The organism is Streptomyces naganishii JCM 4654 (assembly GCF_014650575.1).
Classification (GTDB): domain Bacteria; phylum Actinomycetota; class Actinomycetes; order Streptomycetales; family Streptomycetaceae; genus Streptomyces; species Streptomyces naganishii.
Map to the genome: position 1 here is coordinate 104,469 of NZ_BMVF01000001.1, position 23,352 is coordinate 127,820.

Annotated in this window: 20 protein-coding genes; 11 read left to right on the forward strand and 9 right to left on the reverse strand. The window is 71.1% G+C overall.

Features of this window, described 5'->3' with window-relative positions; translation table 11 throughout:
• Window positions 1-41 precede the first annotated feature (41 nt).
• Together IE217_RS00495 and IE217_RS00500 are read right to left on the reverse strand one after the other, a co-directional pair.
• Window positions 42-731, reverse strand: a complete 690-nt coding sequence (locus IE217_RS00495) for a DUF305 domain-containing protein (protein WP_190175640.1) — start codon at window positions 729-731, stop codon at window positions 42-44.
• Complete coding sequence (locus tag IE217_RS00500; protein ID WP_190175641.1) at window positions 728-1,456, reverse strand: thioredoxin-like domain-containing protein; 729 nt, start codon at window positions 1,454-1,456, stop codon at window positions 728-730. The genes IE217_RS00495 and IE217_RS00500 overlap by 4 nt, the downstream gene beginning before the upstream one ends.
• A gap of 203 nt (window positions 1,457-1,659) precedes the next feature.
• Between IE217_RS00500 and IE217_RS00505 the strand changes: the two genes are divergently transcribed.
• Entirely contained in the window at window positions 1,660-2,106 is a 447-nt protein-coding gene (locus IE217_RS00505; RefSeq protein WP_190175642.1) for an RrF2 family transcriptional regulator, read from the forward strand.
• Between the two features lie 33 nt (window positions 2,107-2,139).
• Here the strand turns inward: IE217_RS00505 and IE217_RS00510 are convergent, their stop codons facing one another.
• Window positions 2,140-3,324 carry a globin domain-containing protein gene (locus IE217_RS00510; RefSeq protein WP_190175643.1) on the reverse strand — a complete coding sequence of 395 codons (1,185 nt, stop codon included), beginning with the start codon at window positions 3,322-3,324 and terminating at the stop codon, window positions 2,140-2,142.
• A gap of 334 nt (window positions 3,325-3,658) precedes the next feature.
• Between IE217_RS00510 and glnA2 the strand changes: the two genes are divergently transcribed.
• Both glnA2 and IE217_RS00520 read left to right on the forward strand, forming a co-directional pair.
• Window positions 3,659-5,020, forward strand: a complete 1,362-nt coding sequence (gene glnA2 / locus IE217_RS00515; protein WP_190175644.1) for a gamma-glutamylpolyamine synthetase GlnA2 — start codon at window positions 3,659-3,661, stop codon at window positions 5,018-5,020.
• Window positions 5,021-5,403: 383 nt separating this feature from the next.
• Complete coding sequence (locus tag IE217_RS00520; RefSeq protein ID WP_308432678.1) at window positions 5,404-6,246, forward strand: PP2C family protein-serine/threonine phosphatase; 843 nt, start codon at window positions 5,404-5,406, stop codon at window positions 6,244-6,246.
• Here the strand turns inward: IE217_RS00520 and IE217_RS00525 are convergent.
• The 4 genes from IE217_RS00525 to IE217_RS00540 all read right to left on the reverse strand — a co-directional run bounded on the left by IE217_RS00525 (window position 6,194) and on the right by IE217_RS00540 (window position 8,785).
• Window positions 6,194-6,406 (reverse strand): DUF397 domain-containing protein, encoded by a 213-nt coding sequence (locus tag IE217_RS00525; RefSeq protein ID WP_190175645.1) that lies wholly within the window; start codon window positions 6,404-6,406, stop codon window positions 6,194-6,196. The two genes, IE217_RS00520 and IE217_RS00525, sit on opposite strands and share 53 nt — an antisense overlap.
• A complete protein-coding gene (locus IE217_RS00530) occupies window positions 6,403-7,278 on the reverse strand; it encodes a helix-turn-helix domain-containing protein (protein ID WP_190175646.1) in 876 nt (291 codons plus the stop codon). Before IE217_RS00530 ends, IE217_RS00525 begins: the two co-directional genes overlap by 4 nt.
• Window positions 7,279-7,391: 113 nt before the next feature.
• On the reverse strand, window positions 7,392-8,228 hold the full coding sequence (locus IE217_RS00535; RefSeq protein WP_190175647.1) for a hypothetical protein: 837 nt from the start codon (window positions 8,226-8,228) through the stop codon (window positions 7,392-7,394).
• The gene (locus IE217_RS00540; protein ID WP_190175648.1) at window positions 8,228-8,785 is read right to left on the reverse strand and encodes a hypothetical protein; all 558 of its coding nucleotides are present in this window, start codon (window positions 8,783-8,785) and stop codon (window positions 8,228-8,230) included. Before IE217_RS00540 ends, IE217_RS00535 begins: the two co-directional genes overlap by 1 nt.
• 170 nt (window positions 8,786-8,955) lie before the next feature.
• Here IE217_RS00540 and IE217_RS00545 point away from each other — a divergent pair, with 170 nt between their 5' ends.
• The 3 genes from IE217_RS00545 to IE217_RS00555 are packed head-to-tail and all read left to right on the forward strand — an operon-like array spanning window position 8,956 to window position 13,928.
• Window positions 8,956-10,629: a VOC family protein gene (locus IE217_RS00545; protein WP_229864959.1), complete on the forward strand. Its 1,674-nt coding sequence runs from the start codon at window positions 8,956-8,958 to the stop codon at window positions 10,627-10,629.
• A gap of 4 nt (window positions 10,630-10,633) precedes the next feature.
• Window positions 10,634-10,822, forward strand: coding sequence for a PIN domain-containing protein (locus IE217_RS00550; protein WP_373297936.1), 189 nt, complete (start codon window positions 10,634-10,636; stop codon window positions 10,820-10,822).
• Between the two features lie 55 nt (window positions 10,823-10,877).
• The gene (locus IE217_RS00555; RefSeq protein WP_190175650.1) at window positions 10,878-13,928 is read left to right on the forward strand and encodes a bifunctional [glutamine synthetase] adenylyltransferase/[glutamine synthetase]-adenylyl-L-tyrosine phosphorylase; all 3,051 of its coding nucleotides are present in this window, start codon (window positions 10,878-10,880) and stop codon (window positions 13,926-13,928) included.
• Window positions 13,929-14,165: 237 nt separating this feature from the next.
• Here the strand turns inward: IE217_RS00555 and IE217_RS00560 are convergent, their stop codons facing one another.
• Together IE217_RS00560 and IE217_RS00565 are read right to left on the reverse strand one after the other, a co-directional pair.
• Window positions 14,166-14,984 (reverse strand): phosphatase PAP2 family protein, encoded by an 819-nt coding sequence (locus IE217_RS00560; RefSeq protein ID WP_190175651.1) that lies wholly within the window; start codon window positions 14,982-14,984, stop codon window positions 14,166-14,168.
• Between the two features lie 59 nt (window positions 14,985-15,043).
• On the reverse strand, window positions 15,044-16,072 hold the full coding sequence (locus IE217_RS00565) for a LacI family DNA-binding transcriptional regulator (RefSeq protein WP_268249121.1): 1,029 nt from the start codon (window positions 16,070-16,072) through the stop codon (window positions 15,044-15,046).
• A gap of 360 nt (window positions 16,073-16,432) precedes the next feature.
• On the opposite strand from IE217_RS00565, the gene IE217_RS00570 reads away from it, so the two are divergent.
• The 5 genes from IE217_RS00570 (at window position 16,433) to IE217_RS00590 (ending at window position 23,346) form a co-directional block, all read left to right on the forward strand.
• Complete coding sequence (locus IE217_RS00570; protein ID WP_190175653.1) at window positions 16,433-17,707, forward strand: extracellular solute-binding protein; 1,275 nt, start codon at window positions 16,433-16,435, stop codon at window positions 17,705-17,707.
• A 90-nt stretch (window positions 17,708-17,797) separates the two neighbouring features.
• Complete coding sequence (locus IE217_RS00575; protein WP_190175654.1) at window positions 17,798-18,802, forward strand: carbohydrate ABC transporter permease; 1,005 nt, start codon at window positions 17,798-17,800, stop codon at window positions 18,800-18,802.
• Window positions 18,803-18,815: 13 nt separating this feature from the next.
• Window positions 18,816-19,727 (forward strand): sugar ABC transporter permease, encoded by a 912-nt coding sequence (locus tag IE217_RS00580; RefSeq protein ID WP_190175655.1) that lies wholly within the window; start codon window positions 18,816-18,818, stop codon window positions 19,725-19,727.
• 182 nt (window positions 19,728-19,909) lie between these two features.
• Window positions 19,910-21,601, forward strand: a complete 1,692-nt coding sequence (locus tag IE217_RS00585) for a glycoside hydrolase family 13 protein (protein WP_190175656.1) — start codon at window positions 19,910-19,912, stop codon at window positions 21,599-21,601.
• Between the two features lie 362 nt (window positions 21,602-21,963).
• A complete protein-coding gene (locus IE217_RS00590; RefSeq protein ID WP_190175657.1) occupies window positions 21,964-23,346 on the forward strand; it encodes an alpha-amylase in 1,383 nt (460 codons plus the stop codon).
• Window positions 23,347-23,352: the final 6 nt, after the last annotated feature.

Consider the following 23,352-nt stretch of genomic DNA (forward strand, 5'->3'; position numbering starts at 1 on the left):
CGATTTGCCGCATTCGTGGTGCCGTCTCGGGTGTGTCCGTATCACGAACCGTCCGACGTCCCGCGCTTCTTGAGCATGTCCGCCATCATCGTGATCTCCGACTGCTGCGCGTCCACCATGCCCTGCGCCAGCCGCTTCTCCACCCCGACCGTGCACCGGGCCACGCAGCCCTCGGCCATGTGGATGCCGCCCCTGTGGTGCGCCGTCATCAGCCGAAGGTAGTACACCTCGGCCTGCCTGCCGTCGAGTTGGCCCAGCCGCTTCATCTGCGCGTCGGTCGCCATGCCCGGCATCAGCGCGCCGTCCTCGCCGGCGGGCGCGCTCATGCCCATCCAGGCCATCGGCGGCCCGGCCGACACCTTCGGCAGCCCCCACAGGTCGAGCCAGCCGAGCAGCATGCCGCGCTGGTTGGCCTGCGTCTGCGCGATGTCGTAGGCGAGACGGCGCACTTCGGTGTCCTTCGTGCGGTCGCGCACGATGTACGACATCTCCACGGCCTGCTGGTGGTGGACGGCCATGTCCCGCGCGAAACCGGCGTCGGCGGAGTCGGCGGCGGGCGGCGTGAGCCCGGAGCCCGCCCCGTCCCCGGCCCCGGCCTGGGCCACGGATGCGGACGCGGCCCGGCCGCCGGCCCCGGCCCCCGTGTCGCCCTCGGCGACCGCGTACGTGATCGCCCCGACGGCGACCAGCGCCGTGGCCGCCGCCCCCGCGACCAGCCCGACGAGCCTCACTGCCCGAGCCCGCCCGTGCAGGCGGCCCCCGGCTCGGGCGTCTGCGGACCCTGCACGAACTCGGCGAGGAACTTGTCGGCGTTCGGGTCGCCCGCGCCCGTCACCGTGCGCTGGTGCGCCCAGGCCGACAGCATGATCGGGTCCTTCTGGTCCGCCACCGGGCTCATGAGGGTGTACGGCGTCCGGCGCACCTTCGCCGCCAGCGCGGCCACGTCGGCCTTGGGCGCCTTGTCGTTGTACGTCACCCACACCGCGCCGTGCTCCAGGGCGTGCACGGCGTTCTCGTTCCTGACCGGCTTGGTGTAGACCTCGCCGTCGCAGTTCTGCCACACCGGGTTGTGGTCGCCGCCGACCGGGGGCTCCATCGGGTACGTCACCGGGCCGGCGACGTGATTGCGGGTGAGGGTGCCCTTCCAGGTCCGCACGCCGTCGGCGCCCGTCACGAAGTGACCGGAACCGGTCTGCCCGCCGTTCTTGGCCCCGTTCGTGCCGCTCTTCGCGCCGCTCGTCCCGCCGGCCTTGGCGGTGCCCGCCGAAGTCGACTTGTCGTCACCGGACCGCGTGTTCACGAACACCGCGCCGCCGGCCACCAGCCCGGCGACCACGACCGCGCTCGCCGCGACGACGATGACGCGGTTGCGCCGCTGCCGGGCCTGCTCGGCGCGGCGCATCTCCTCTATGCGCGCCCTGCGGGGGTCGGTGCCGGTCTGGTGGACGGAACCCATGGCGGAGTCCTTCGGTGCGGGAGTGGCGGAGGGGCCCGCTGATCGTAGTGGGGCGGACGGGCCGAGGGGAGTCCGCGGTGAGCCGGCACGGAGCCGGTCGGACCCATCCGGACCATCCGGGCACATCCGGACCCGGCCGAAGCGGCTGAGGCAAGGCTGTCCGAAAACTTGAACCGCAGATGCGCATTATCTACGCTGGCAGCATGCGGCTCCTGCGCTCCACCGACCTGGCGCTGCGCGCCCTGATGCGGCTCGCGGTCGCCGGCGAGTCGAGCCCCACGACCCGGCAGGTCGCGGCGGACATGGACGTGCCCTACACCCATGCCGCCAAGGTCGTCGCCGAACTCACCCACATGGGCCTGCTCACCGCCCGGCGCGGCCGCGGCGGCGGCCTCGCGCTCACCGAGCGGGGGCGTACGGCGTCCGTGGGCGCGCTCGTGCGCGCCTTCGAGGGCGAGGGCGACGTGGTGGACTGCGAGGGCGCCGGCCAGGCCGGGACGCCCTGCCCGCTGAGCTCCGGGTGCCGGCTGCGGGGCGCGCTGCGCCAGGCCCAGGAGGCGTTCTTCGCCGCGCTCGACCCGTTGACGGTCACGGACATCGTCGCCGCCCCGACGGGCCCCTTGCTGCTGGGCATCGGCAGGGCGCCGTAGCAGAGGCCGCGGAGGAGGGCCGTACCCGGGACCTCAGTCCTTGGCGAGCCAGAGGTCCGGGCCGAACACCTCGTAGTGGATGTCGGCCGGGGCCACGCCCTTGCCGATCAGCTGGGCGCGCACCGCGCGCATGAAGGGCAGCGGGCCGCAGAGGTAGGCGTGCGTGCCGGCCGGGACCTCGACGTCGGCGAGGTCGGCCAGGCCGGGCCGTCCGGCGCCCTCGGCGTCCTGCTCGTAGAAGAACACGGACCGCCCGTCCGCGAGCTTGCCGGCGTAGGCCTCGTGGTCGGAGCGCAGTGCGTGCACGGCGGGGGAGCGGTCGGCGTGCACGACGGTCACCGGGGCGCGGTGGCCGGTGAGGGCGAGCTGCTCCAGCATGGCGATCATCGGGGTGACGCCGATCCCGGCGGAGGCGAGCAGCAGCGGCGCCTCGGTGTCCTCGAGCACGAGGTCGCCGTAGGGGGCGGACAGTTGGAGGACGTCGCCCTCGCGGACGTGGGCGTGCAGGTGGTTGGAGACCTCGCCGCCGGGGGTGGCGGCGTCGCCGGCGACCCGCTTGACGGCGAACTGCCGCTCGGGCGAGCCGGGGGCCGCGGTCAGGCTGTACTGGCGTATCTGGCGGGCGCCGTCGGCGAGGGCGACGCCGACCGAGACGTACTGTCCGGCGCGGTAGCCGGGCACGGGGCCGTCGTCGACGGGGCGCAGCCTGAAGGTGGCCACGTCGGCGGTCTCCTCGATGCGCTCGACGACCTTCCACTCGCGCCAGCCGCGCTGCTCGCTCTGCTCGTACAGCCGCTTCTCGATGGCGATGAGGGCGTTGGCCATCAGCCAGTAGACCTCGGTCCAGGCGGCGGCGACCTCGGGGGTGACCGCGTCGCCGAGGATCTCGGCGATGGCGGCGAACAGGTGCTCGTGGACGATCGGGTACTGCTCGGGCGTGATGCCCAGCGAGGCGTGCTTGTGGGCGATGCGGTCGAGCATCAGGTCGGGCCGCTGCTCGGGGTTGTCCACGAGGTGGGTGGCGAAGGCCGCGATGGAGCCGGCGAGGGCCTGCTTCTGGGTGCCGGCGGCCTGGTTGCCGCGGTTGAACAGGTCGCGCAGCAGCTCGGGGTGGGCGTCGAACAGTCGGGCGTAGAAGCGCTCGGTGATGTCACCGATGGCCGCGCCGACGGCGGGCAGGGTGGCGCGGACGGTGGCTGCTGACTGCTCGGACAGCATCAGGACTCCTCGATGGGCTCGATCGTCGATGGGGTCGATCGATCAACTGATCGAGACGCTAGAGAAAATTGCATCTGAGATGCAAATTTAGAGGGCGTGGTCTCGCTCACTCCGGAAAGACTTCGGCCATTACGGATGTCGGTGCGAACAGGCAAGATGGGCGGCAGAGCAGTTCACCTGCCGTACGCGAGCCGTTCGGGCCGGGGACGGCTTGGCGAGCAGGTTCCGCAACGCGCGCGAAACGCGGTTGTGGTGTGATGCTCAGGTGCCCGACCGCCTTCCCCGTGGCACGCGGGCACAGGCGGCCTGACCAGCAAGGATGGGGAAGCGGAAGATGGACAAGCAGCAGGAGTTCGTGCTCCGGACGTTGGAGGAGCGCGACATCCGGTTCGTACGCCTGTGGTTCACGGACGTGCTGGGCTTCCTGAAGTCCGTGGCCGTGGCCCCCGCCGAACTGGAGCAGGCCTTCGACGAGGGCATCGGCTTCGACGGCTCGGCCATCGAGGGCTTCGCGCGGGTCTACGAGTCCGACATGATCGCCAAGCCCGACCCGTCCACGTTCCAGATCCTGCCCTGGCGCGCCGAGGCCCCCGGCACCGCCCGCATGTTCTGCGACATCCTCATGCCGGACGGCTCCCCGTCCTTCGCCGACCCGCGCTACGTCCTCAAGCGCGCCCTGGCCCGCACCTCCGACCTGGGCTTCACCTTCTACACCCACCCCGAGATCGAGTTCTTCCTGCTGAAGAACCGCCCGCTCGACGGCTCCCGCCCGACCCCGGCCGACAACTCCGGCTACTTCGACCACACCCCGCAGGCCATCGGCATGGACTTCCGCCGCCAGGCGATCACCATGCTGGAGTCGATGGGCATCTCGGTGGAGTTCTCCCACCACGAGGGCGCCCCGGGACAGCAGGAGATCGACCTGCGCTACGCCGACGCGCTGTCCACCGCGGACAACATCATGACGTTCCGCCTGGTCATGAAGCAGGTCGCGCTGGAGCAGGGGCTCCAGGCGACCTTCATGCCGAAGCCGTTCTCGGAGTACCCCGGCTCGGGCATGCACTCGCACCTGTCCCTCTTCGAGGGCGACCGCAACGCGTTCTACGAGTCCGGCGCGGAGTACCAGCTCTCCAAGGTGGGCCGCTCCTTCATCGCCGGCCTGCTACGGCACGCCGCCGAGGTCTCCGCGGTCACCAACCAGTGGGTCAACTCCTACAAGCGCATCTGGGGCGGCTCCGAGCGCACCGCCGGCGCCGGCGGCGAGGCCCCCTCGTACATCTGCTGGGGCCACAACAACCGCAGCGCCCTGGTCCGCGTCCCGATGTACAAGCCCGGCAAGACCGGCTCCGCGCGCGTCGAGGTCCGCTCCATCGACTCCGGCGCGAACCCGTACCTGGCCTACGCCGTCCTCCTGGCCGCCGGCCTCAAGGGCATCGAGGAGGGCTACGAGCTCCCGCCCGGCGCCGAGGACGACGTCTGGGCCCTGTCCAACGCCGAACGCCGCGCCATGGGCATCGAACCCCTCCCCCAGAACCTCGGCGAGGCCCTGACCCTCATGGAGAACAGCGACCTGGTCGCCGAGACCCTGGGCGAACACGTCTTCGACTTCTTCCTGCGCAACAAGAAGCAGGAGTGGGAGGAGTACCGCTCGGAGGTCACGGCGTACGAGCTGCGCAAGCACCTGCCGGTGCTGTAGGGGCAGGAGGGGCCGGTCGGCGCCGTCGGCGGAGTGGAGGTCGGGGCGCCGACGGGGCAGGCTTGGGGGATGAAGTCGCCTCTGCGGTCGCCTCCGCCGCGAGGAGCGGGCCGTCGCGGCCGGGCCCTCTTCACGCTGACCCAGTGCGTGCCCTTCCTGATCGCCCTCGCCGTGCTGGTCATCGAGCTCACGCCCGCGCACTTCATCTACACCGGCCCGTTCCTCACCGCGGTCCCCGCGCTGGCCGCCGTCGCGATGGGGCCCAGGGGCACCGGCGCGGCGGCCGCCCTCGCCCTGGTGATCAGCGTCATCACGCGACCTGGAACGGCGCCTGGGGCACGCTGCAGGTCTACACCAACTTCCTCGCCCTCGCCCTGGTCACCGTGGCCGGCGTCTTCACGAGCAGCGCCGTGCAGGCCCGCAGACAGCGCGAACTCGACCAGATGCGCCGGATCGCCGTCGCCGCCCAGGACGTCGTGCTGCGCCCCGTGCCCGCGCGGCTCGGTCCCGTCGAGGCGGGCAGCCTGTGCCTCGCCGCCGGCACGGGCGCCCGGGTCGGCGGGGATCTCTACGAGGCACTGCAGACGCGGTACGGCGTCCGCATGATCGTGGGGGACGTGCGGGGCAAGGGGCTGACCGCGGTCCGGGCCGTCGCCGTGGCCCTCGGTGCGTTCCGCGAGGCCGTGCACTACGAGGACGAGCTCGTCGAGGTCATGAACCGCTGTGCCGCCGCGCTGCGCCGGGAAGCCGCCGTACCGGGGGCGTACGACGAGGAAGTCCTGCTGGAAGGGTTCACCACGGCGCTGATCGCCCAGGTGCCCGAGGACGCCGTCGTGCAACTGGTCAACCGCGGCCATCCGCCGCCCCTGCTGCTGCACCGGGGAAAGGCGATGGCACTCATGCCGGCCACACCCCTGCCCCCGCTCGGCCTCGAGGACCTCGCCACCGGCCTCCCCACCAAGCCCGAGACCTACGAGTTCCTCCCGGGCGACCGCCTGCTCCTCTACACCGACGGCGTCATCGAGGCCCGCGACGGCGCCGGTGAGTTCTTCGACCTGCCCGAGACCATGGAGCGGATCGGCACGGGCGTCGCCCCGGCCCGGTTCCTGGACGAACTCCACCAGGCCCTGACCCGGCACACCGAGGGCGACCTCGCCGACGACGTCGCCATGATCATCGCGGACCGCCGGCGAACGGCAGGAAGCCGCTCCAGGCGGCAGGGGTGAGGGCGAGGCGGGGGCCGTGGGGGTGCTTGGAGTCGCGGACGTGGATCGCGACGGGGGCTATGGCGACCTCGACGCAGTCGTTCCCGTCCCCGCTGCTGCTGTAGCTGCTCTTGAACCAGGTCAGTGAAGAGGCGTTCACGGTTTTGGAGGTGCGGATCATGACTCTCCAAGCATTCGCTCGACGAAGGCCCGCGATTCGCGGGGCGTGAGGGCCTGGGCCCGGATCATGCCATAGCGCAGTTCGAGGATCCTCAGCTGTTTCGGATCGGTCACCGGCCGGCCGCAGAAGGCCCCGTCGGAGCGGCCCACGGCGGTGCCGTCGGGGAACTTCAGCACCTCGATCAAGCCGCCGGTCCCAACATGGTCCTCGGCGTCGGTCGGCATGACCTGAATCGAGACGTTGCGCAACTGCCCCAACTCCAGGAGGCGTTCGAGCTGACGACGCCACACCATTCTGCCTCCGACCGGGCGGCGCAGCGTCACCTCCTCCTGGACGAAACTCAGGGCCGGTGCCGGCGACCGCTCGAACACCGCGTGCCGGGCCAGCCGTGCCGCCACCATGCGCTCGGTCTCCTCCTCGGAGTACGCGGGAAGCCACGCGTCGAACAGGGCCCGCATGTGTTCCTCGGTCTGCAGCAGTCCGTGGACGTTGTGGTTGCTGTACAGCGCGATCTCGACCGCCTGCGCCTCCAGTTTCGCCAGGTCGCGTACCTTCTTCGGGTAGCGGACGCGCCGTACGTCCTCCTTCATCGCGGAGAGCAGGCCGCCGGCCGCCAGCACCTCGTCCGCCCTGTCCAGGTACTCGGGGCGCGGGATCCGCCTGCCGCCCTCGATCTTGTAGACAAGGTCCTCGCCGTAGCCCACGGCCAGCCCGAACTCCGCGGCCCGCATGCCCGCCGCCTCGCGCCGCAGCTTCAACTGCCGCCCCACCGTGGCCACCACGGCCACGCCCCAGTCGTCGTCCGGGTCCACCTCCCAGCCCGGCTCGTCCGCCTCGCTCCTCGGGCCCGCCGCCTCGCCGTCCACCGTCATCCATGCCCCCGGATCCTGCGCGTCCTGTCGCTGCAGGGCCGACCGTAGAGGCCCGGGCGGCGCCGGGTGGCCGGAAGCAGCTCAGCGGCACGCCTAAGGGTGACGCGGCGTCGTCAGACCAGTAGTTCGACGTCCTCGTTGGTGTCGATCGGCTGGACCACCCAGTGGCCCGGGGACATCTCGATGGACATGCGGCGGATCCGGGTCGCCCAGGTCGGTGGCCATTGGGTTTCCTCGTCCCAGCGGAGCCAGGAGAGATCGACGTCGTCCAGGTCCACGTCTCGCATGTCCGCGCCGCCGTAATCGTCGGAGATCTCGTTCAGGAGGTCCGAGACAATCGTGACGGTGACACGGGCCCTGGCGATCGTCATGCCGACGCGTGTGAGCCTCGGGGCCGAGCCCATCAGGCGGGGACCGTTGAGGGACACGGCGCACGAGTCCAGGGAGAGGGTGAGGAGATCGGTGGTGATCAGCAGGGATTCGAAGAGGTGACGGAGTCCGGTCCCCGGGTGGGAGTCGAGCAGTGCCAGGACCTCGTCGTTGATCTGCTTCCTCAAGACCAGCGCCTGTGCCGCGGATCGGAGTGAGACGGCAGTGCGGTGCCGGTACTGCTCGGAGGAGGCGTACGGTGTGAGGTTGAGATGCGACAGTTCGTCGACCGGTTCCATGAATTGGGTGAAGGCACTTCTGAGAGCCTGCACCGCGTCCCGGGACCTGAGCCTCTCCCTGACGGATAGTTCCGCTGCGACGTCTCTCAGTTCCGCGAGGTGCCTCACGTATTTCTCGTAGTCCGCCAGGGCCGCTTCATACGTCGACCTCGCGAGCGGAAACTGCTCCCTCCTGGGGGCCAGCCCTTCCCGCGCGGGGGGCGATGGGCGGCGAAAGGCGGGCGCCCGGCGGGAGATTACGGCGACCAGCCGGCCCGCGAACGACTCTGCTGCCAGCGCCATCACACGCTCCCCCCTGGGGTGCCCGGATCCCGCACCGCTGCCGTATTGCTCTGGGTATCCGTACCCGGTGCGTCCTGTCGCGGAACGAGCGGAGCGGACTCCTGCGGAGGCGCCACCGGCTGGGAAGCGTCCAGTTGCGCTCGCTGGTTGTTCTGGTGCTGCATCACCGCGCCGATCACGGCGTCCTTGCTCACCTGCGTGACCAGGGTGACCAGCGCGAGCGACTTCTCCATGACGGTGAGGGCGCCCGCGCCGACGATCAGGGCGATCCACGGTGTCGTGCCGTGCGGCGGGCTCGCCGCGAGCGCGCCGGCGACGCCGCCGCCGACGACCACCCGCAGGACCGCGCCGAGCAGGTAGGCGAGCCACCCGGGAGCCGGTAGCTCCTCGTCGCCGGGCCGCGACTGCGCCCTGGGGGCCGAGGGGCCCGCGCCGACGCTCGCCGAAGAGACGTTCCAAGGCCTTTTCCGGTGCCACCGCACGGCTCTGCAGTAGTCGAGAACCTCGATGGCGAAGCCGCCGAAGGCGCCCCAGTAGGCGGCCGTTAACCACTCCATGGAGGGAGGTTACGGGGCGGGGCGGGGCGTGCGGGAGATTTGCGGCAGGTTCCCGTGAAGGGACCCACCTCCGCCGCGTACAACCTTCCGGCGCTGTGCGCGGTCATGGTCACTGCGTTCGGCTGGTGTTCGGGTTGCCGCCGGGCGCGGGACATGCGTGGAGGGGATCTGTGAGAGTGCGCGAGGGGCGTTGGGGAGCCGGGGCCGCCGGCGGGGTGCTGGTGCTGGCCGCCCTGGGGGTGGGCGGGGCCGCCGGGACGGCCGCGGCGGACGGGGGCGGGCTGGAGGTCCGCTCCGACCTCGGGCACTACGCGCTGGACGCGACGCCCTACACCGACGACGGCGGCTCCGGGGACAGCCTCACGCTGCTGAACACCGGCACGAAGACGGTGAAGTCGTACACGATCACGGTCGACTACACCTCCCTCAAGGGAATCGCCGAGGTCACCCTCCCCGGGTGCGGGCAGAATTCCGAGGGGGTGCTGAGCTGTTCGCCCGCCTATCCGCCCGCCCCGGGCAAGGGGGCCTCGCTGGGCACGCTCAGCGCGCGGACCCTGAAGGGGGCGAAGGTCGGCGCCACCGGCGAGATCCGGATCGGCGGCCGGGCGGACGGCGTGGCGATGACCGAGAAGGTCTGGACGGTCACCGTCAAGGACGCCGGGCTGGTCGCGGACCGCACGATCGGGACCGTCGCCGGAAAGGTCGAGCCGGGGGCCCTCGTGCGGCCGGGCATCGGGTACACCAACTACGGCGCCGGGCCGATCGGCGGCGCGTACTTCCTCATGTACGGCGCGGGCGCCTCGTTCCAGCAGGAGTTCGGCAACTGCACGTACGGCACGCTGCCCGTCCGGATGAACGGCGCCCCCGACGGCGAACTCACCGACGTCTCCTACCCGGCGGCCCTCTGCCACGTCGAGGACACCGTCGAGCCGGGTCGGTCCTACGACCTGTACCCGGGCGAGCTGAAGATCGCCCGCGACGTGCGGGGCGCCGGCTGGGACGTCTTCGAGTCCAAGCCCGAGGACCTGAAGAAGCTCACCGACATCCACGCCGGGCACGGTCCGAAGCTCGAACTCGTGCCGCGGCCGGCGAACGCGCCGGAGGGGAAGCCCCGGCTGGGGCTCCACCACGTCGGCTACACGGTCGACAACACCACCGACATCGAGGCGGTCGGGGACTCGGTGCGGGGGCGACCGGGCGGGACCGTCACCGCGGAGATCGGGTTCCACAACAACGGCCCCGCGCGCACGGCCACCTGGACCGGGAGCAGGCCGATCGAGGACCCCTCGGTGCGGACGGTCTTCACCGTGCCGTCCGGGACGACCGTCGTGAAGGTGCCGGACCGGTGCCACACGACGATCGACGGGAAGTACTCCACCGCGCCCGGCGGCAAGGTGTACGAGTGCGTGCAGGAGACCACGGACTGGGTGATCGAGAACGGCGCGCGGCTGGTGTGGTCCTTCGGGCTGCACATCGACGAGCCGTCCGCGCTCAGGCCCGGCAAGGTCACGCTGAAGGTGCTCAGCGAGAGCGACAGCGACCCGGACAACGACACCGCCGCCGTCACGGTGACGGTGCCGGGCGTGGGCGGCACCACGGGTGGCGGCGGGACCACGGGTGGCGGCGACTCCGGCGGCAACGGGAACGGGGGCGCCTCCGGCGGCACCGCCGCGTCGGGCGGTACGACCGGTGGTGGCGCCCAGGAGTCCTCGGTGACCGGCGGCTCCATGGCCGGCACGGGCGCCGGCACGCTCCCCTGGATCGCCGGGACGGCGGGCCTCCTCGCCGTGATCGTGGGAGCGGGCGTCTTCGTCCTGGCCCGCCGCCGCAGGGGCGGCGCCTGAACCGGTGCGTCGCGCCGACGGTCCGGGCGCGGTACACCTCGCTCGGCCTCGGCTGGTCGACGCGGTCGATGTCGCCCTGGCCGCCGAGTACGGCACCGACGCGGTCCTCACCAGGGACCTCCGCGGCTTCCGCGCCGTGCGTCCCGTGGGCGGCCGTCATCCCTGCTTCCGGGTCCTCCCCGACGACCTCTGAGCGGCACTGCGGCTAGGCTCTGGCCAGGACGTGCTTGATCCGACGGGAGGCCGGGATGACGGCGCCGGGGCGCAGGAGCAGTACCTTCACACGGCTGCTGCGGCACGGCTTCACCGATGCCTCCGCCGCCGAGCGGCTGCTGGACAGCCCGGAGCTCGCGCCGGTGAGGAACGACCCGGTGCTGCTGGAGGCGCTCGGCGCCACCGCCGACCCCGACCTGGCGCTGCTGGGCCTCGTACGGCTGCTGGAGGCCCAGCCCTCGCCCACCGCCCGGCGGGAACTGCTCGACACGCTGATAGCGGCCAAACCGCTGCGCGACCGGCTGCTCGGCGTGCTCGGCGCCTCCGCCGCCCTCGGCGACCACCTCGCACGGCACTCCGGCGACTGGCAGGCGCTGGTCACCTACGAGCCCCGGGACCTGCACCCCGGCGTGGAGGAGTTCGAGCGCGGGCTCGCCGGCGCCGACGACCCCGTCTCGCTGCGCGTCGCCTACCGGCGCTGCCTGCTGTCCATCGCCGCCCGCGACGTCTGCGGCACCACCGGCGTCGCCGACACCGCCGCCGAGCTCGCCGACCTCGCCACCGCCACCCTGCGCGCCGCCCTCCGCCTCGCCCGCGCCGCCGCGCCCCAGGACGACGCGCTGTGCCGGCTCGCGGTCATCGCGATGGGCAAGTGCGGCGGCCACGAGCTCAACTACGTCTCCGACGTCGACGTCATCTTCGTCGGCGAGAGCACGGACGGCGCGGACGAGGACAAGTCGCTGCGCGCCGCCACCCGGCTCGCCTCGCACATGATGCGGATCTGCTCCGAGACGACCGTCGAGGGCAGCATCTGGCCGGTCGACGCCAACCTGCGGCCCGAGGGCCGCAACGGCCCGCTGGTGCGGACGCTGAGCAGCCATGTCGCCTACTACCAGCGCTGGGCCAAGACCTGGGAGTTCCAGGCGCTGCTCAAGGCCCGCCCGGTCGCCGGCGACCCCGCGCTCGGCGCGGAGTACATCGCCGCGCTCAACCCCATGGTGTGGCAGGCCGCCGAGCGGGAGAACTTCGTCGGCGACGTGCAGAAGATGCGCCGGCGGGTCGTGGCGAACATCCCCGCCGCCGAGGTCGAGCGCGAGCTGAAGCTCGGGCCGGGCGGCCTGCGGGACGTCGAGTTCGCCGTGCAGCTGCTCCAGCTGGTGCACGGGCGCACCGACACCTCCCTGCGCAGCGGCAGCACGCTGGAGGCGCTCAAGGCGCTCGCCGCCGGGGGGTACGTCGGGCGGGCCGACGCCGTGCAGCTCGACGAGGCGTACCGGTTCCTGCGCTCCATGGAGCACCGCATCCAGCTGTTCCGGCTGCGCCGCACCCACCTCGTCCCCGAGGACGAGGCCGACCTGCGCCGGATCGGCCGCTCGCTCGGGCTGCGCAGCGACCCCGTCGCCGAGCTCACCCGGGAGTGGAAGCGGCACACCGGCGTCGTACGGCGGCTGCACGAGAAGCTGTTCTACCGGCCGCTGCTCGACGCCGTCGCCCAGCTGGCGCCAGGCGAGGTGCGGCTGAGCGCGGAGGCGGCCCGCGAGCGGCTGGTCGCCCTCGGGTACGCCGATCCGGCCGCCGCGCTGCGGCACCTGGAGGCGCTGGCGTCCGGTGTGACGCGCAAGGCGGCCATCCAGCGCACCCTGCTGCCCGTGCTGCTGGGCTGGTTCGCGGACTCCGCCGATCCGGACGCGGGGCTGCTGAACTTCCGCAAGGTGTCCGACGCGCTCGGCAAGACGCCCTGGTACCTGCGGCTGCTGCGCGACGAGGGCGCCGCGGCCGAGAACCTCGCCCGCGTGCTGTCCGCCGGGCGGCTCGCCCCCGACCTGCTGATGCGGGCGCCCGAGGCGGTGGCCCTGCTCGGCGGCGGGGGCGGAGCGGGCGGCGGCGCCGACGGCGGCGGAGGGCTCGAACCGCGCGGGCGGGCGCAGCTGGAGCAGGAGATCCTCGCCGCGGTGGGGCGCGCCGAGAGCGCCGAGCAGGGCGTCACCGCGGCGCGTGGCGTGCGGCGGCGGGAGCTGTTCCGTACGGCCGCCGCGGACATCGTCGGCTCCTACGGCACCGAGGCGCAGCCCGTCGAGGCCGACCAAGGCGCGCTCGTGGACCGGGTGGGCGGTGCGGTGTCCGACCTGACGGCGGCGACGCTGGCGGGGACGCTGCGGGCGGTCGTGCGGGACGGGTGGGGGGACGGCGAGGACGCCCTGCCGGTCCGGTTCGCGATCATCGGGATGGGGCGGTTCGGTGGGCACGAGCTGGGCTACGGCTCGGACGCGGACGTGGTGTTCGTGCACGAGCCCCGGGACGGGGTGGACGAGCGGGAGGCCGCTCAGGCGGCGAACCGGGTCGTGGCGGAGATGCGGCGGCTGCTGCAGGTGCCCAGCTCGGATCCGCCGCTGCTGATCGACGCGGATCTGCGGCCCGAGGGCCGCAACGGGCCCATGGTGCGGACGCTGAAGTCGTACGAGGCGTACTACCGGCGGTGGTCGCTGGTGTGGGAGGCCCAGGCGCTGCTGCGGGCGGAGCCGGTGGCGGGGGACGCCGAGCTCGGACGGCGGTTCGTCGCGCTGGTCGATCCGCTGCGGTATCCCTCCGGGGGGCTGGGGGACGACGCCGTGCGGGAGATCCGGCGGCTCAAGGCCCGGATGGAGTCCGAGCGGCTGCCCCGGGGGGCGGATCCCAAGCTGCACACGAAGCTGGGGCCCGGGGGGTTGTCGGACGTGGAGTGGACCGTGCAGTTGCTCCAGATGCGGCACGGGGCCGAGGGGGGTGCGGGTGGTCCTCTTTCGGGGTTGCGGACCACTCGTACGCGGCAGGCGCTGGCCGCGGCTCGGGAGGGCGGGCTGGTCACCGAGGAGGAGGCCTCGATCCTCGACGAGGCCTGGGTGCTGGCCACCCGGGTGCGCAACGCCGTGATGCTGGTGCGGGGGCGGGCGGGGGACACCTTTCCGACGGAGCCTCGGGAACTTGCCGCGGTGGGGCGGTACCTGGGGTACGGGCCCGGGCACGTGGGGGACATGCTCGACGCGTACCGGCGTACCGCCCGGCGGGCTCGGTCCGTTGTGGAGGAGCTGTTCTACGGGGCGTCTTAGCGCGCGGTGCGTGCGGCGTTGTGGTGCGTGCGGTAGTGCGGTGCCTGCGGCGTCGTCGCGCGTGCGGTGCGTGGGGGGTCGGGGCGGTGGGGGTGCGTCCAGCCCGCCGCACGTGGGACGTACTGCTGTGGGTGTTCGGTGGCTGTCGGCAGAGACTGCTGTACGCGGCGGGCTGTGACGCGCCCCCACCGCCCCTTCCGCCCGTGCGCGTGTGCCGCCATCGTCGTGGTGATGGCGCTACGTCGGCTGCAGGGTCCGGGTCGTGCGGGGGAGGGTGTGGGGGAGGGCGCCGTACCAGAGGCGGGCCAGGGTGAAGCCGAAGGCCAGGCAGAGCAGGCCGCCCACCGCGTCCAGCCAGAAGTGGTTGGCCGTGCAGACGATGACCAGGAGCGTGGTCGTGGGGTAGAGGAGGGCCAGGACGCGGAGCCAGGGGATCCTGGTGAGGGCGTAGATGGTCAGGCCGCACCACAGCGACCAGCCGATGTGCATCGAGGGCATCGCGGCGTACTGGTTGGACATGTCCTTCAGGTCGCCGGAGGCCATGGAGCCCCAGGTGTGGTGGACCTGGACCGTGTCGACGAAGTGGGCGCCGGTCATGAGGCGGGGCGGGGCCAGGGGGAAGAGGTAGTAGCCGAGCAGGGCGACGCCGGTGGTGGCGAAGAGGGCGAGCCGGGTCGCCGCGTAGCGGCCGGGGTGGCTGCGGTAGAGCCAGACCAGGACGCCGATCGTCACTACGAAGTGCAGGGTGGCGTAGTAGTAGTTCATGCCGATGATCAGCCAAGTCACCGAGTTGACGGCGTGGTTGACCGACTGCTCGACGGCGATGCCCAGTTGGTGCTCGGTGCGCCAGACCCAGTCGGCGTTGCGCAGGGCCTCGGCCTTCTGTTCCGGGACCGCGTTGCGGATCAGGGAGTACGTCCAGTAGCTGACCGCGATCAGCAGGATCTCGAACCACAGCCGGGGGCGGCGCGGGGTGCGCAGGCGGGTGAGGAGGGTGCGCTCGTGCGTGACGCGGTGCCGGACGGCCTCCGGTCGCGTCACGGTCGTGTCACCCATAGGGACAGAGTCTGCCAGATGAGTCCTCGGACGCCGGTCATCCGCGGGTCGGGTGCGGCTCAGGGGCGACTGCCCGGGGCCGAGGCCGTGGAGCCGCGCACCACCAGTTCCGGCATGAAGACGAACTCGCTGTGGGGGGCGGGGGTTCCGCCGATCTCCTCGAGCAGGGTGCGCACGGCCGCCTGGCCCATGGCCGGCACCGGCTTGCGGATCGTGGTCAGCGGCGGGTCGGTGAAGGCGATCAGGGGGGAGTCGTCGAAGCCGACGACCGAGACGTCCTTCGGGACCTCCAGGCCGCGCTGGCGGGCCGCCCGTATGGCCCCGAGCGCCATCATGTCGCTGGCGCAGACGATCGCCGTGCAGTCGCGGTCGATGAGCGCCGTCGCGGCCGCCTGGCCGCCCTCCAGGGTGTAGAGGGAGTGCTGGACCAGGTCCGACTCGATGACGCCCGGGGGCAGGGAGAGCTGGTCCTGCATGGCCCGTACGAATCCCTCGATCTTGCGCTGTACCGGGACGAAGCGCTTGGGGCCCAGGGCGAGGCCGATGCGGGTGTGGCCCAGGGAGACGAGGTGGGTGACGGCCAGGGTCATCGCCGCGCGGTCGTCCGGGGAGATGAAGGGGGCCTGCACCTTGGGGGAGAAGCCGTCCACGAGGACGTAGGGCACGCCCTGGGCACGCAGCCGCTCGTAGCGCTCCATGTCGGCCGTGGTGTCCGCGTGCAGGCCGGAGACGTAGATGATGCCGGCCACCCCGCGGTCCACCAGCATCTCGGTCAGCTCGTCCTCCGTGGAGCCGCCGGGGGTCTGGGTGGCGAGCACCGGGGTGTAGCCCTGGCGGGTCAGCGCCTGGCCGATGACCTGGGCCAGGGCGGGAAAGATGGGGTTCTCCAGCTCGGGCGTGATCAGGCCGACCAGGCCCTCGCTGCGCTGCCGCAGGCGTACCGGGCGCTCGTAGCCCAGCACGTCGAGGGCGGCCAGCACGGACTGGCGGGTGGTGGCGGCGACGCCCGGCTTGCCGTTGAGGACACGGCTGACGGTCGCTTCGCTCACCCCCGCCTGGGCGGCGATGTCGGCAAGCCGTGTGGTCACAGGAGTGGACTGTACCGGTCGGGGCGTCATCGCGTTCCTCGTGTTCTGTTCGGCGTACCGGTCCGCAACGGGATGATTCCCCCGTCGGCGCCGTGTGGCAAGACCTTGCAGAGTCTTGCACAAGTGTCCGGGGAGCCGCTGATCGGCGTGAAGTCAAGGGGTCTGGAGGCCCGGTGACAGGTCACGGGAGGGTAACTCCGGCGATCTCTTGCACTTTTTTGCTGCAAGGTCTTTCGCAGCGCTTGCAACGCTGTTACGTTCACCGTCGCCCGGCGGCGGCAACGGCGCCATCGGCAACTCGGCAGGGGCGGCAGACGGGACCGGCCCCTGTTACGGGCTTTCACCCTCAAGGAGAAACTCATGCGGCGTGGCATAGCGGCCACCGCGCTGGTGGCGTCCATTGCCCTCGCGGCGACGGCGTGCGGCGGGAGCGACAGCGGCAGCGACAAGTCCGGCGGTCCGGTGACCATCACCTGGTGGGACACCTCCAACGCCACCAACGAGGCGCCGACGTACCAGGCTCTGGTCAAGCAGTTCGAAGCGGCCAACAAGAACATCAAGGTCAAGTACGTCAACGTGCCGTTCGACCAGGCGCAGAACAAGTTCGACACGGCCGCCGGCTCCAAGGGCGCCCCGGACATCCTGCGCTCCGAGGTCGGCTGGACCCCCGCCTTCGCCAAGAAGGGCTACTTCCTGCCGCTGGACGGCACCGAGGCCCTGTCCGAGCAGAGCAAGTTCAAGCCGAACCTGATCAAGCAGGCCCAGTACGACGGCAAGACCTACGGCGTGCCGCTGGTCACCGACACCCTGGCCCTGGTCTACAACAAGGCCCTGTTCAAGAAGGCCGGCATCACCGAGGCCCCCAAGACCTGGGACGAGCTGAAGGCCGACGCCGCCAAGGTCCAGGACAAGGACGGCGTCGACGGCTACTGGGGCTCCACCCAGGCCTACTACGCCATGAACTTCCTCTACGGCGAGGGCACCGACAACGTCGACGTCGCCGCCAAGAAGATCACCGTGACCTCGGCCCCCGCGAAGAAGGCCTACGGCACCTGGCTGAGCCTGTTCTCCGGCAAGGGCCTGCACAAGGCCGACACCACCGCCGACGCCTACGCCCACATCCAGGACGCGTTCGTCAACGGCAAGGTCGCCGCGATCATCCAGGGCCCCTGGGAGATCACGAACTTCTACAAGGGCAGCGCCTTCAAGGACAAGTCCAACCTCGGCATCGCCACCGTCCCGGCCGGCTCCACCGGCAAGGCGGGCGCCCCGACCGGCGGCCACAACCTCTCGGTCTACGCCGGCTCGGACAAGGCCCACCAGGAAGCGGCCCTGAAGTTCGTGAAGTTCATGACCTCGGCGAAGTCCCAGGAGACCATCGCCCTGAAGAACTCCACGCTGCCCACCCGCGACGACGCCTACACCGCCCAGGTCAAGGCCGACCCCGGCATCGCCGGCTACCAGGGCGTGCTGTCCGCCGCCCAGCCGCGCCCCGCCCTCGCGGAGTACAGCTCCCTGTGGGGTCCGCTCGACACCGAGCTGCCCAAGATCGCCGGTGGCAAGGAGTCCCTGGACCAGGGCCTGAACAACGCCGAACTCGCGATCTCCAAGCTGGTCAACGACTTCAGCAAGTGAGCCGTGGTGGCCGCCGGACTCCCCGGGGGGAGGGCCCGGCGGCCACCGGCCCGTGTGCCGTACTCCTGAACATCCAGAAGGTGTCGAACCATGACAGTCGCCATCGATCGAGCGACCGGCAAGCGGCGCGGTGACCGCGGGCCGAGGCCCGGGCCGGCCGCGCGCCTCAGGCAGAGCTACCAGAAGCACTGGTACGCCTACGTGATGATCGCCCCGGTGGCGGTCGTGCTCGGCGTCCTCGTGCTGTACCCCCTGGTCTACGGCCTCTATCTGACCCTCACCGACGCCAACAGCCTCAACACCGCTCGCACGATCGGCGTCAACCACATCGACGCCACGTACAAGTTCATCGGTCTGGACAACTACAAGGACATCCTGTTCGGCCCGACGTCGTACGACCGCTTCTGGTCGCACTTCGTCTGGACGATCGTGTGGACGGCGCTGTGCGTCACCCTGCACTACACGATCGGGCTCGGCCTGGCGCTGGTGCTCAACCAGAAGCTGCGCGGCCGCACCTTCTACCGGCTGATCCTGATCCTGCCCTGGGCCGTGCCCACCTTCGTCACCGTGTTCGGCTGGCGCTTCATGCTCGCCGACGGCGGCATCATCAACTCCGCGCTGCACGCCCTGCACCTGCCGGAGCCACAGTGGCTGGAGGACACCTTCTGGCAGCGGTTCGCCGCCATCATGGTCAACACCTGGTGCGGTGTGCCGTTCATGATGGTCTCGCTGCTCGGCGGACTGCAGTCCATCGACTCCTCGCTCTACGAGGCCGCCGAGATGGACGGCGCCAACGCCTGGCAGCGCTTCCGCTACGTCACCCTTCCGGGTCTGAGGTCGGTCAGCTCCACGGTCGTGCTCCTCGGCATCATCTGGACCTTCAACCAGTTCGCCGTCATCTTCCTGCTCTTCGGCAACACGGCCCCCGACGCGCAGATCCTTGTCACCTGGGCGTACTACCTCGGCTTCGGACAGCAGCCGCGAGACTTCGCTCAGTCCGCCGCCTACGGCATCCTGCTGCTGGCCATCCTGATCGTCTTCACCTCGTTCTACCGCCGCTGGCTGAACCGCAATGAGCAGCAGCTCGCGATCTGAGGCAGGAGTTCCCATGAGTACGACCGCAGTCGAGACCTCCTCCGCCGCGACCGAGCCGGAGCCGGGCGGAAAGGCGCCGCGCACGGCGCGCCGGCGCGGGCGGCGCGGCACCGCCGCGTCCCTCGCCTCCCACGGCCTGCTGCTCGCCGGGAGCCTCGTCGCGCTCTTCCCGGTCGCCTGGCTGGTCTTCCTGTCCCTCGGCCCGGACAAGGACGACTACCTGCACCCCGGCGGCATCTGGCACAAGATGTCGTTGAGCAACTACTCGTTCGTGCTGCAGCACACCAACTTCTTCGAGTGGCTCAAGAGCTCGCTGATCGTCTCGCTCGGCACCACCGTGCTCGGTGTCCTGGTCGCCGCGACCACCGGCTACGCCGTCTCCCGCATGCGCTTCCCCGGCTACCGGAAGTTCATGTGGGTGCTGCTGGTCACCCAGATGTTCCCGGTGGCCGTGCTCATGGTGCCGATGTACCAGATCCTCGCCGACCTGGGCCTCATCGACAGCTACCTCGGCCTCATCCTCGTCTACTGCACCACCGCGGTGCCGTACTGCGCCTGGCTGCTCAAGGGCTACTTCGACACCATCCCCTTCGAGATCGACGAGGCCGGACGCGTCGACGGGCTCACCCCCTTCGGCACGTTCGCGCGGCTGATCCTGCCGCTCGCCAAGCCGGGCCTCGCGGTCGCCGCCTTCTACAGCTTCATCACGGCGTTCGGCGAGGTCGCCTTCGCCACCACCTTCATGCTCGACGACCAGAAGTACACGCTCGCCGTCGGCCTGCAGAGCTTCATCAGCGAGCACGACGCCCAGCGCAACCTCATGGCCGCGACCGCGGTACTGATCGCGATACCCGTCTCGGCCTTCTTCTACCTCGTGCAGAAGAACCTCGTCGCCGGACTCACCGCGGGCGGCACCAAGGGCTGACCCGCGGGCCGCCGGAACCAGGACTCCCGCGCGCCCCGCGCGCGGGCAGGCGGCCGCGGTGTCCTCCCCCAAGCTCTTCGAGCAGGGGGTGCCCCCAGACCCCGCCGTCACCGCGGCCGCCCGGAACCTGGCCCGGCCCCCACGCCTTTCATGACCCGACCACCCTTACGCACAAGGACGCCATGAGCCAGCAGCACTCCCCGTCCGGATCCTCCCTGACCGAAGCGGCCGTCGCCACCGTCGCCGCCCCGCCCCGCGACTGGTGGCGGGACGCGGTGATCTACCAGGTCTACCCGCGCAGTTTCGCCGACAGCAACGGCGACGGCATGGGCGACCTGGAGGGCGTACGCTCCCGGCTGCCCTACCTGCGCGACCTCGGTGTGGACGCCGTGTGGCTCAGCCCCTTCTACGCCTCGCCGCAGGCCGACGCCGGCTACGACGTCGCCGACTACCGCGCAGTCGACCCCATGTTCGGCAACCTCCTGGACGCCGACGCCCTGATCCGCGACGCCCACGAGCTGGGCCTGAGGATCATCGTCGACCTCGTCCCCAACCACTCCTCCGACCAGCACGAGTGGTTCCGGCGCGCGGTCGCGGAGGGCCCCGGCTCCCCGCTGCGCGACCGCTACCACTTCCGCCCCGGCAAGGGGAGGAACGGCGAACTGCCGCCCAACGACTGGGAGTCCATCTTCGGCGGCCCGGCCTGGACCCGGGTCACCGAACCGGACGGCACGCCCGGAGAGTGGTACCTGCACCTGTTCGCGCCCGAGCAGCCCGACTTCAACTGGGAACACCCGGCCGTCGGCGACGAGTTCCGCTCCATCCTGCGCTTCTGGCTCGACATGGGCGTCGACGGCTTCCGCATCGACGTGGCCCACGGGCTCGTCAAGGCGGACGGGCTGCCCGACCTCGGCACCCACGACCAGCTGAAGCTGCTGGGCAACGATGTCATGCCGTTCTTCGACCAGGACGGCGTGCACGAGGTCTACCGGCAGTGGCGGCTGATCCTTGACGAGTACTCCGGGGAGAGGATCTTCGTCGCCGAGGCGTGGACCCCGACCGTCGAGCGCACCGCCCTGTACGTGCGCCCGGACGAGCTGCACCAGGCCTTCAACTTCCAGTACCTGGGCACCGACTGGGACGCCAAGGAGCTGCGCGCCGTCATCGACCGCACCCTGGAGGCCATGCGCCCGGTCGGTGCCCCGGCCACCTGGGTGCTGTCCAACCACGACGTCACCCGGCACGCCACCCGCTTCGCCAACCCGCCCGGCCTCGGCACCCAGATCCGCACCGCCGGCGACCGCGCCCTCGGGCTGCGCCGGGCCCGCGCGGCCACCCTGCTGATGCTGGCGCTGCCCGGTTCCGCCTACGTCTACCAGGGCGAGGAGCTCGGCCTGCCCGACGTGGTGGACCTGCCCGACGAGGTGCGCCAGGACCCGGCCTACTTCCGGGGCGAGGGCCAGGACGGCTTCCGCGACGGCTGCCGGGTGCCGATCCCGTGGACGCGCGCCGGCTCCTCGTACGGCTTCGGCAGCGGCGGCAGCTGGCTTCCGCAGCCGGCGGGCTGGGGGGAGCTGAGCGTGGAGGCGCAGACCGGGGTTCCCGGCTCGACGCTGGAGCTGTACCGCGAGGCGCTGGCCGCGCGCCGGTCCCGGCCGGACCTCGGCGCGGGCGAGGCGGTGGAGTGGCTGCGGGCGCCCGAGGGCGTGCTGGCCTTCCGGCGCGGGGAGTTCGTGTGCGTGGCGAACACCGGCGGGGAGGCGGTCACGACCCCGGCGTACGGCCGTCTGCTGCTGGCGAGCGGGGAGATCACGGAGGCCGACGGCGAGGCCAAGGTGCCCGCCGACACGACCGTGTGGTGGACCACCGGCTGAGCATTGCCGCAAGGACTTTCGTCCGGTTTCAGTGGCCCGCCGTTCCATGGTGACGGCGGGCCACTTCGTGTGGGCACGGGCGGCACTCCAGCTCAACTGGCCCTATACGGCCCGTATTTCGCGTAGGTGACAGGAGCATGTCGAGGGTATTGACCGCCGGGGGCGGGGCTCGTACGGTCTGCTGCACTGCGAGTGGTTGAAAACTTGCAGCAACTCCCTTCAAGGGGTCCGGTCCTCCCCAGGATCTTCCCGGACCCATGAGTCCCTCGAAGTCCCTCGAATCCCTTGAGTTGCCCGGATTTCCGCGCATCTCCGGGGCCCTCGGGGTCTTCGAGTCCTTCAACGGAGAAGGAAACCCCCACATGGCCAACAGAGCCCTCTCCGGCGCGCTCGCCCTCGTGGCCGCCGCGTCGGCCGCACTAGCCGTCCCCGCGGGGACCGCCCACGCGGCGCCGCCCGGCACCAAGGACGTCACCGCGGTGCTCTTCGAATGGAACTACGCCTCGGTCGCCAAGGAGTGCACCGGCACCCTCGGCCCGGCCGGCTACGGGTACGTCCAGGTCTCACCGCCCGCCGAGCACATCCAGGGCCCGCAATGGTGGACGTCCTACCAGCCCGTCAGCTACAGGATCGCCGGCCGGCTCGGCGACCGCGCCTCCTTCCAGAACATGGTGAACACCTGCCACGCGGCGGGCGTGAAGGTCGTCGTCGACACCGTCATCAACCACATGTCGGCGGGCAGCGGCACCGGCACGGGCGGGTCCTCGTACACCAAGTACGACTACCCGGGCCTGTACTCGGTGTACGACTTCGACGACTGCATGTCCCCGGTCAACAACTACCAGGACCGGTGGAACGTGCAGCACTGCGAGCTGGTCGGCCTGGCCGACCTCGACACCGGCGAGGAGTACGTCCGCAAGACCATCGCCGGCTACATGAACGACCTGCTCTCCCTCGGCGTCGACGGCTTCCGCATCGACGCCGCCAAGCACATCCCGGCCGACGACCTCGCCAACATCAAGTCCCGCCTGACCAACCCCGGCGCCTACTGGAAGCAGGAGGTCATCTACGGCGCAGGCGAGGCGGTCCAGCCCACCGAGTACACCGGCAACGGCGACGTCCAGGAGTTCCGCTACGCCTTCGACCTCAAGCGGGTCTTCAACAACGAGAAGCTCGCCTACCTGAACAACTTCGGCGAGGGCTGGGGCTACCTGAGCAACTCGGTGGCCGGCGTCTTCGTCGACAACCACGACACCGAGCGCAACGGCTCCACCCTCAACTACAAGGACGGCGCCAAGTACACCCTGGCGAACGTCTTCATGCTCGCCTGGCCCTACGGCGCCCCCGACATCAACTCCGGCTACGAGTGGTCCGACACGGACGCGGGACCGCCCAACGGGGGCCAGGTGAACGCCTGCTGGCAGGACGGCTGGAAGTGCCAGCACAAGTGGCCGGAGATCATCTCCATGGTCGCCTTCCGCAACGCCACGCGCGGCCAGCCGGTGACCAACTGGTGGGACGACGGCAACAACGCCATCGCCTTCGGCCGGGGCGGCAGGGGCTTCGTGGCCATCAACCACGAGTCGTACGGCGTCAGCCGCACCTACGAGACCTCGCTGCCCGCGGGCACCTACTGCGACGTGCAGAACAACACCACGGTGACCGTCAACGGCTCCGGGCAGCTCACCGCCGCCCTGGGCCCCGACACGGCACTGGCCGTCTACGCGGGCAAGCCGAGCTGCTGAGCTGGG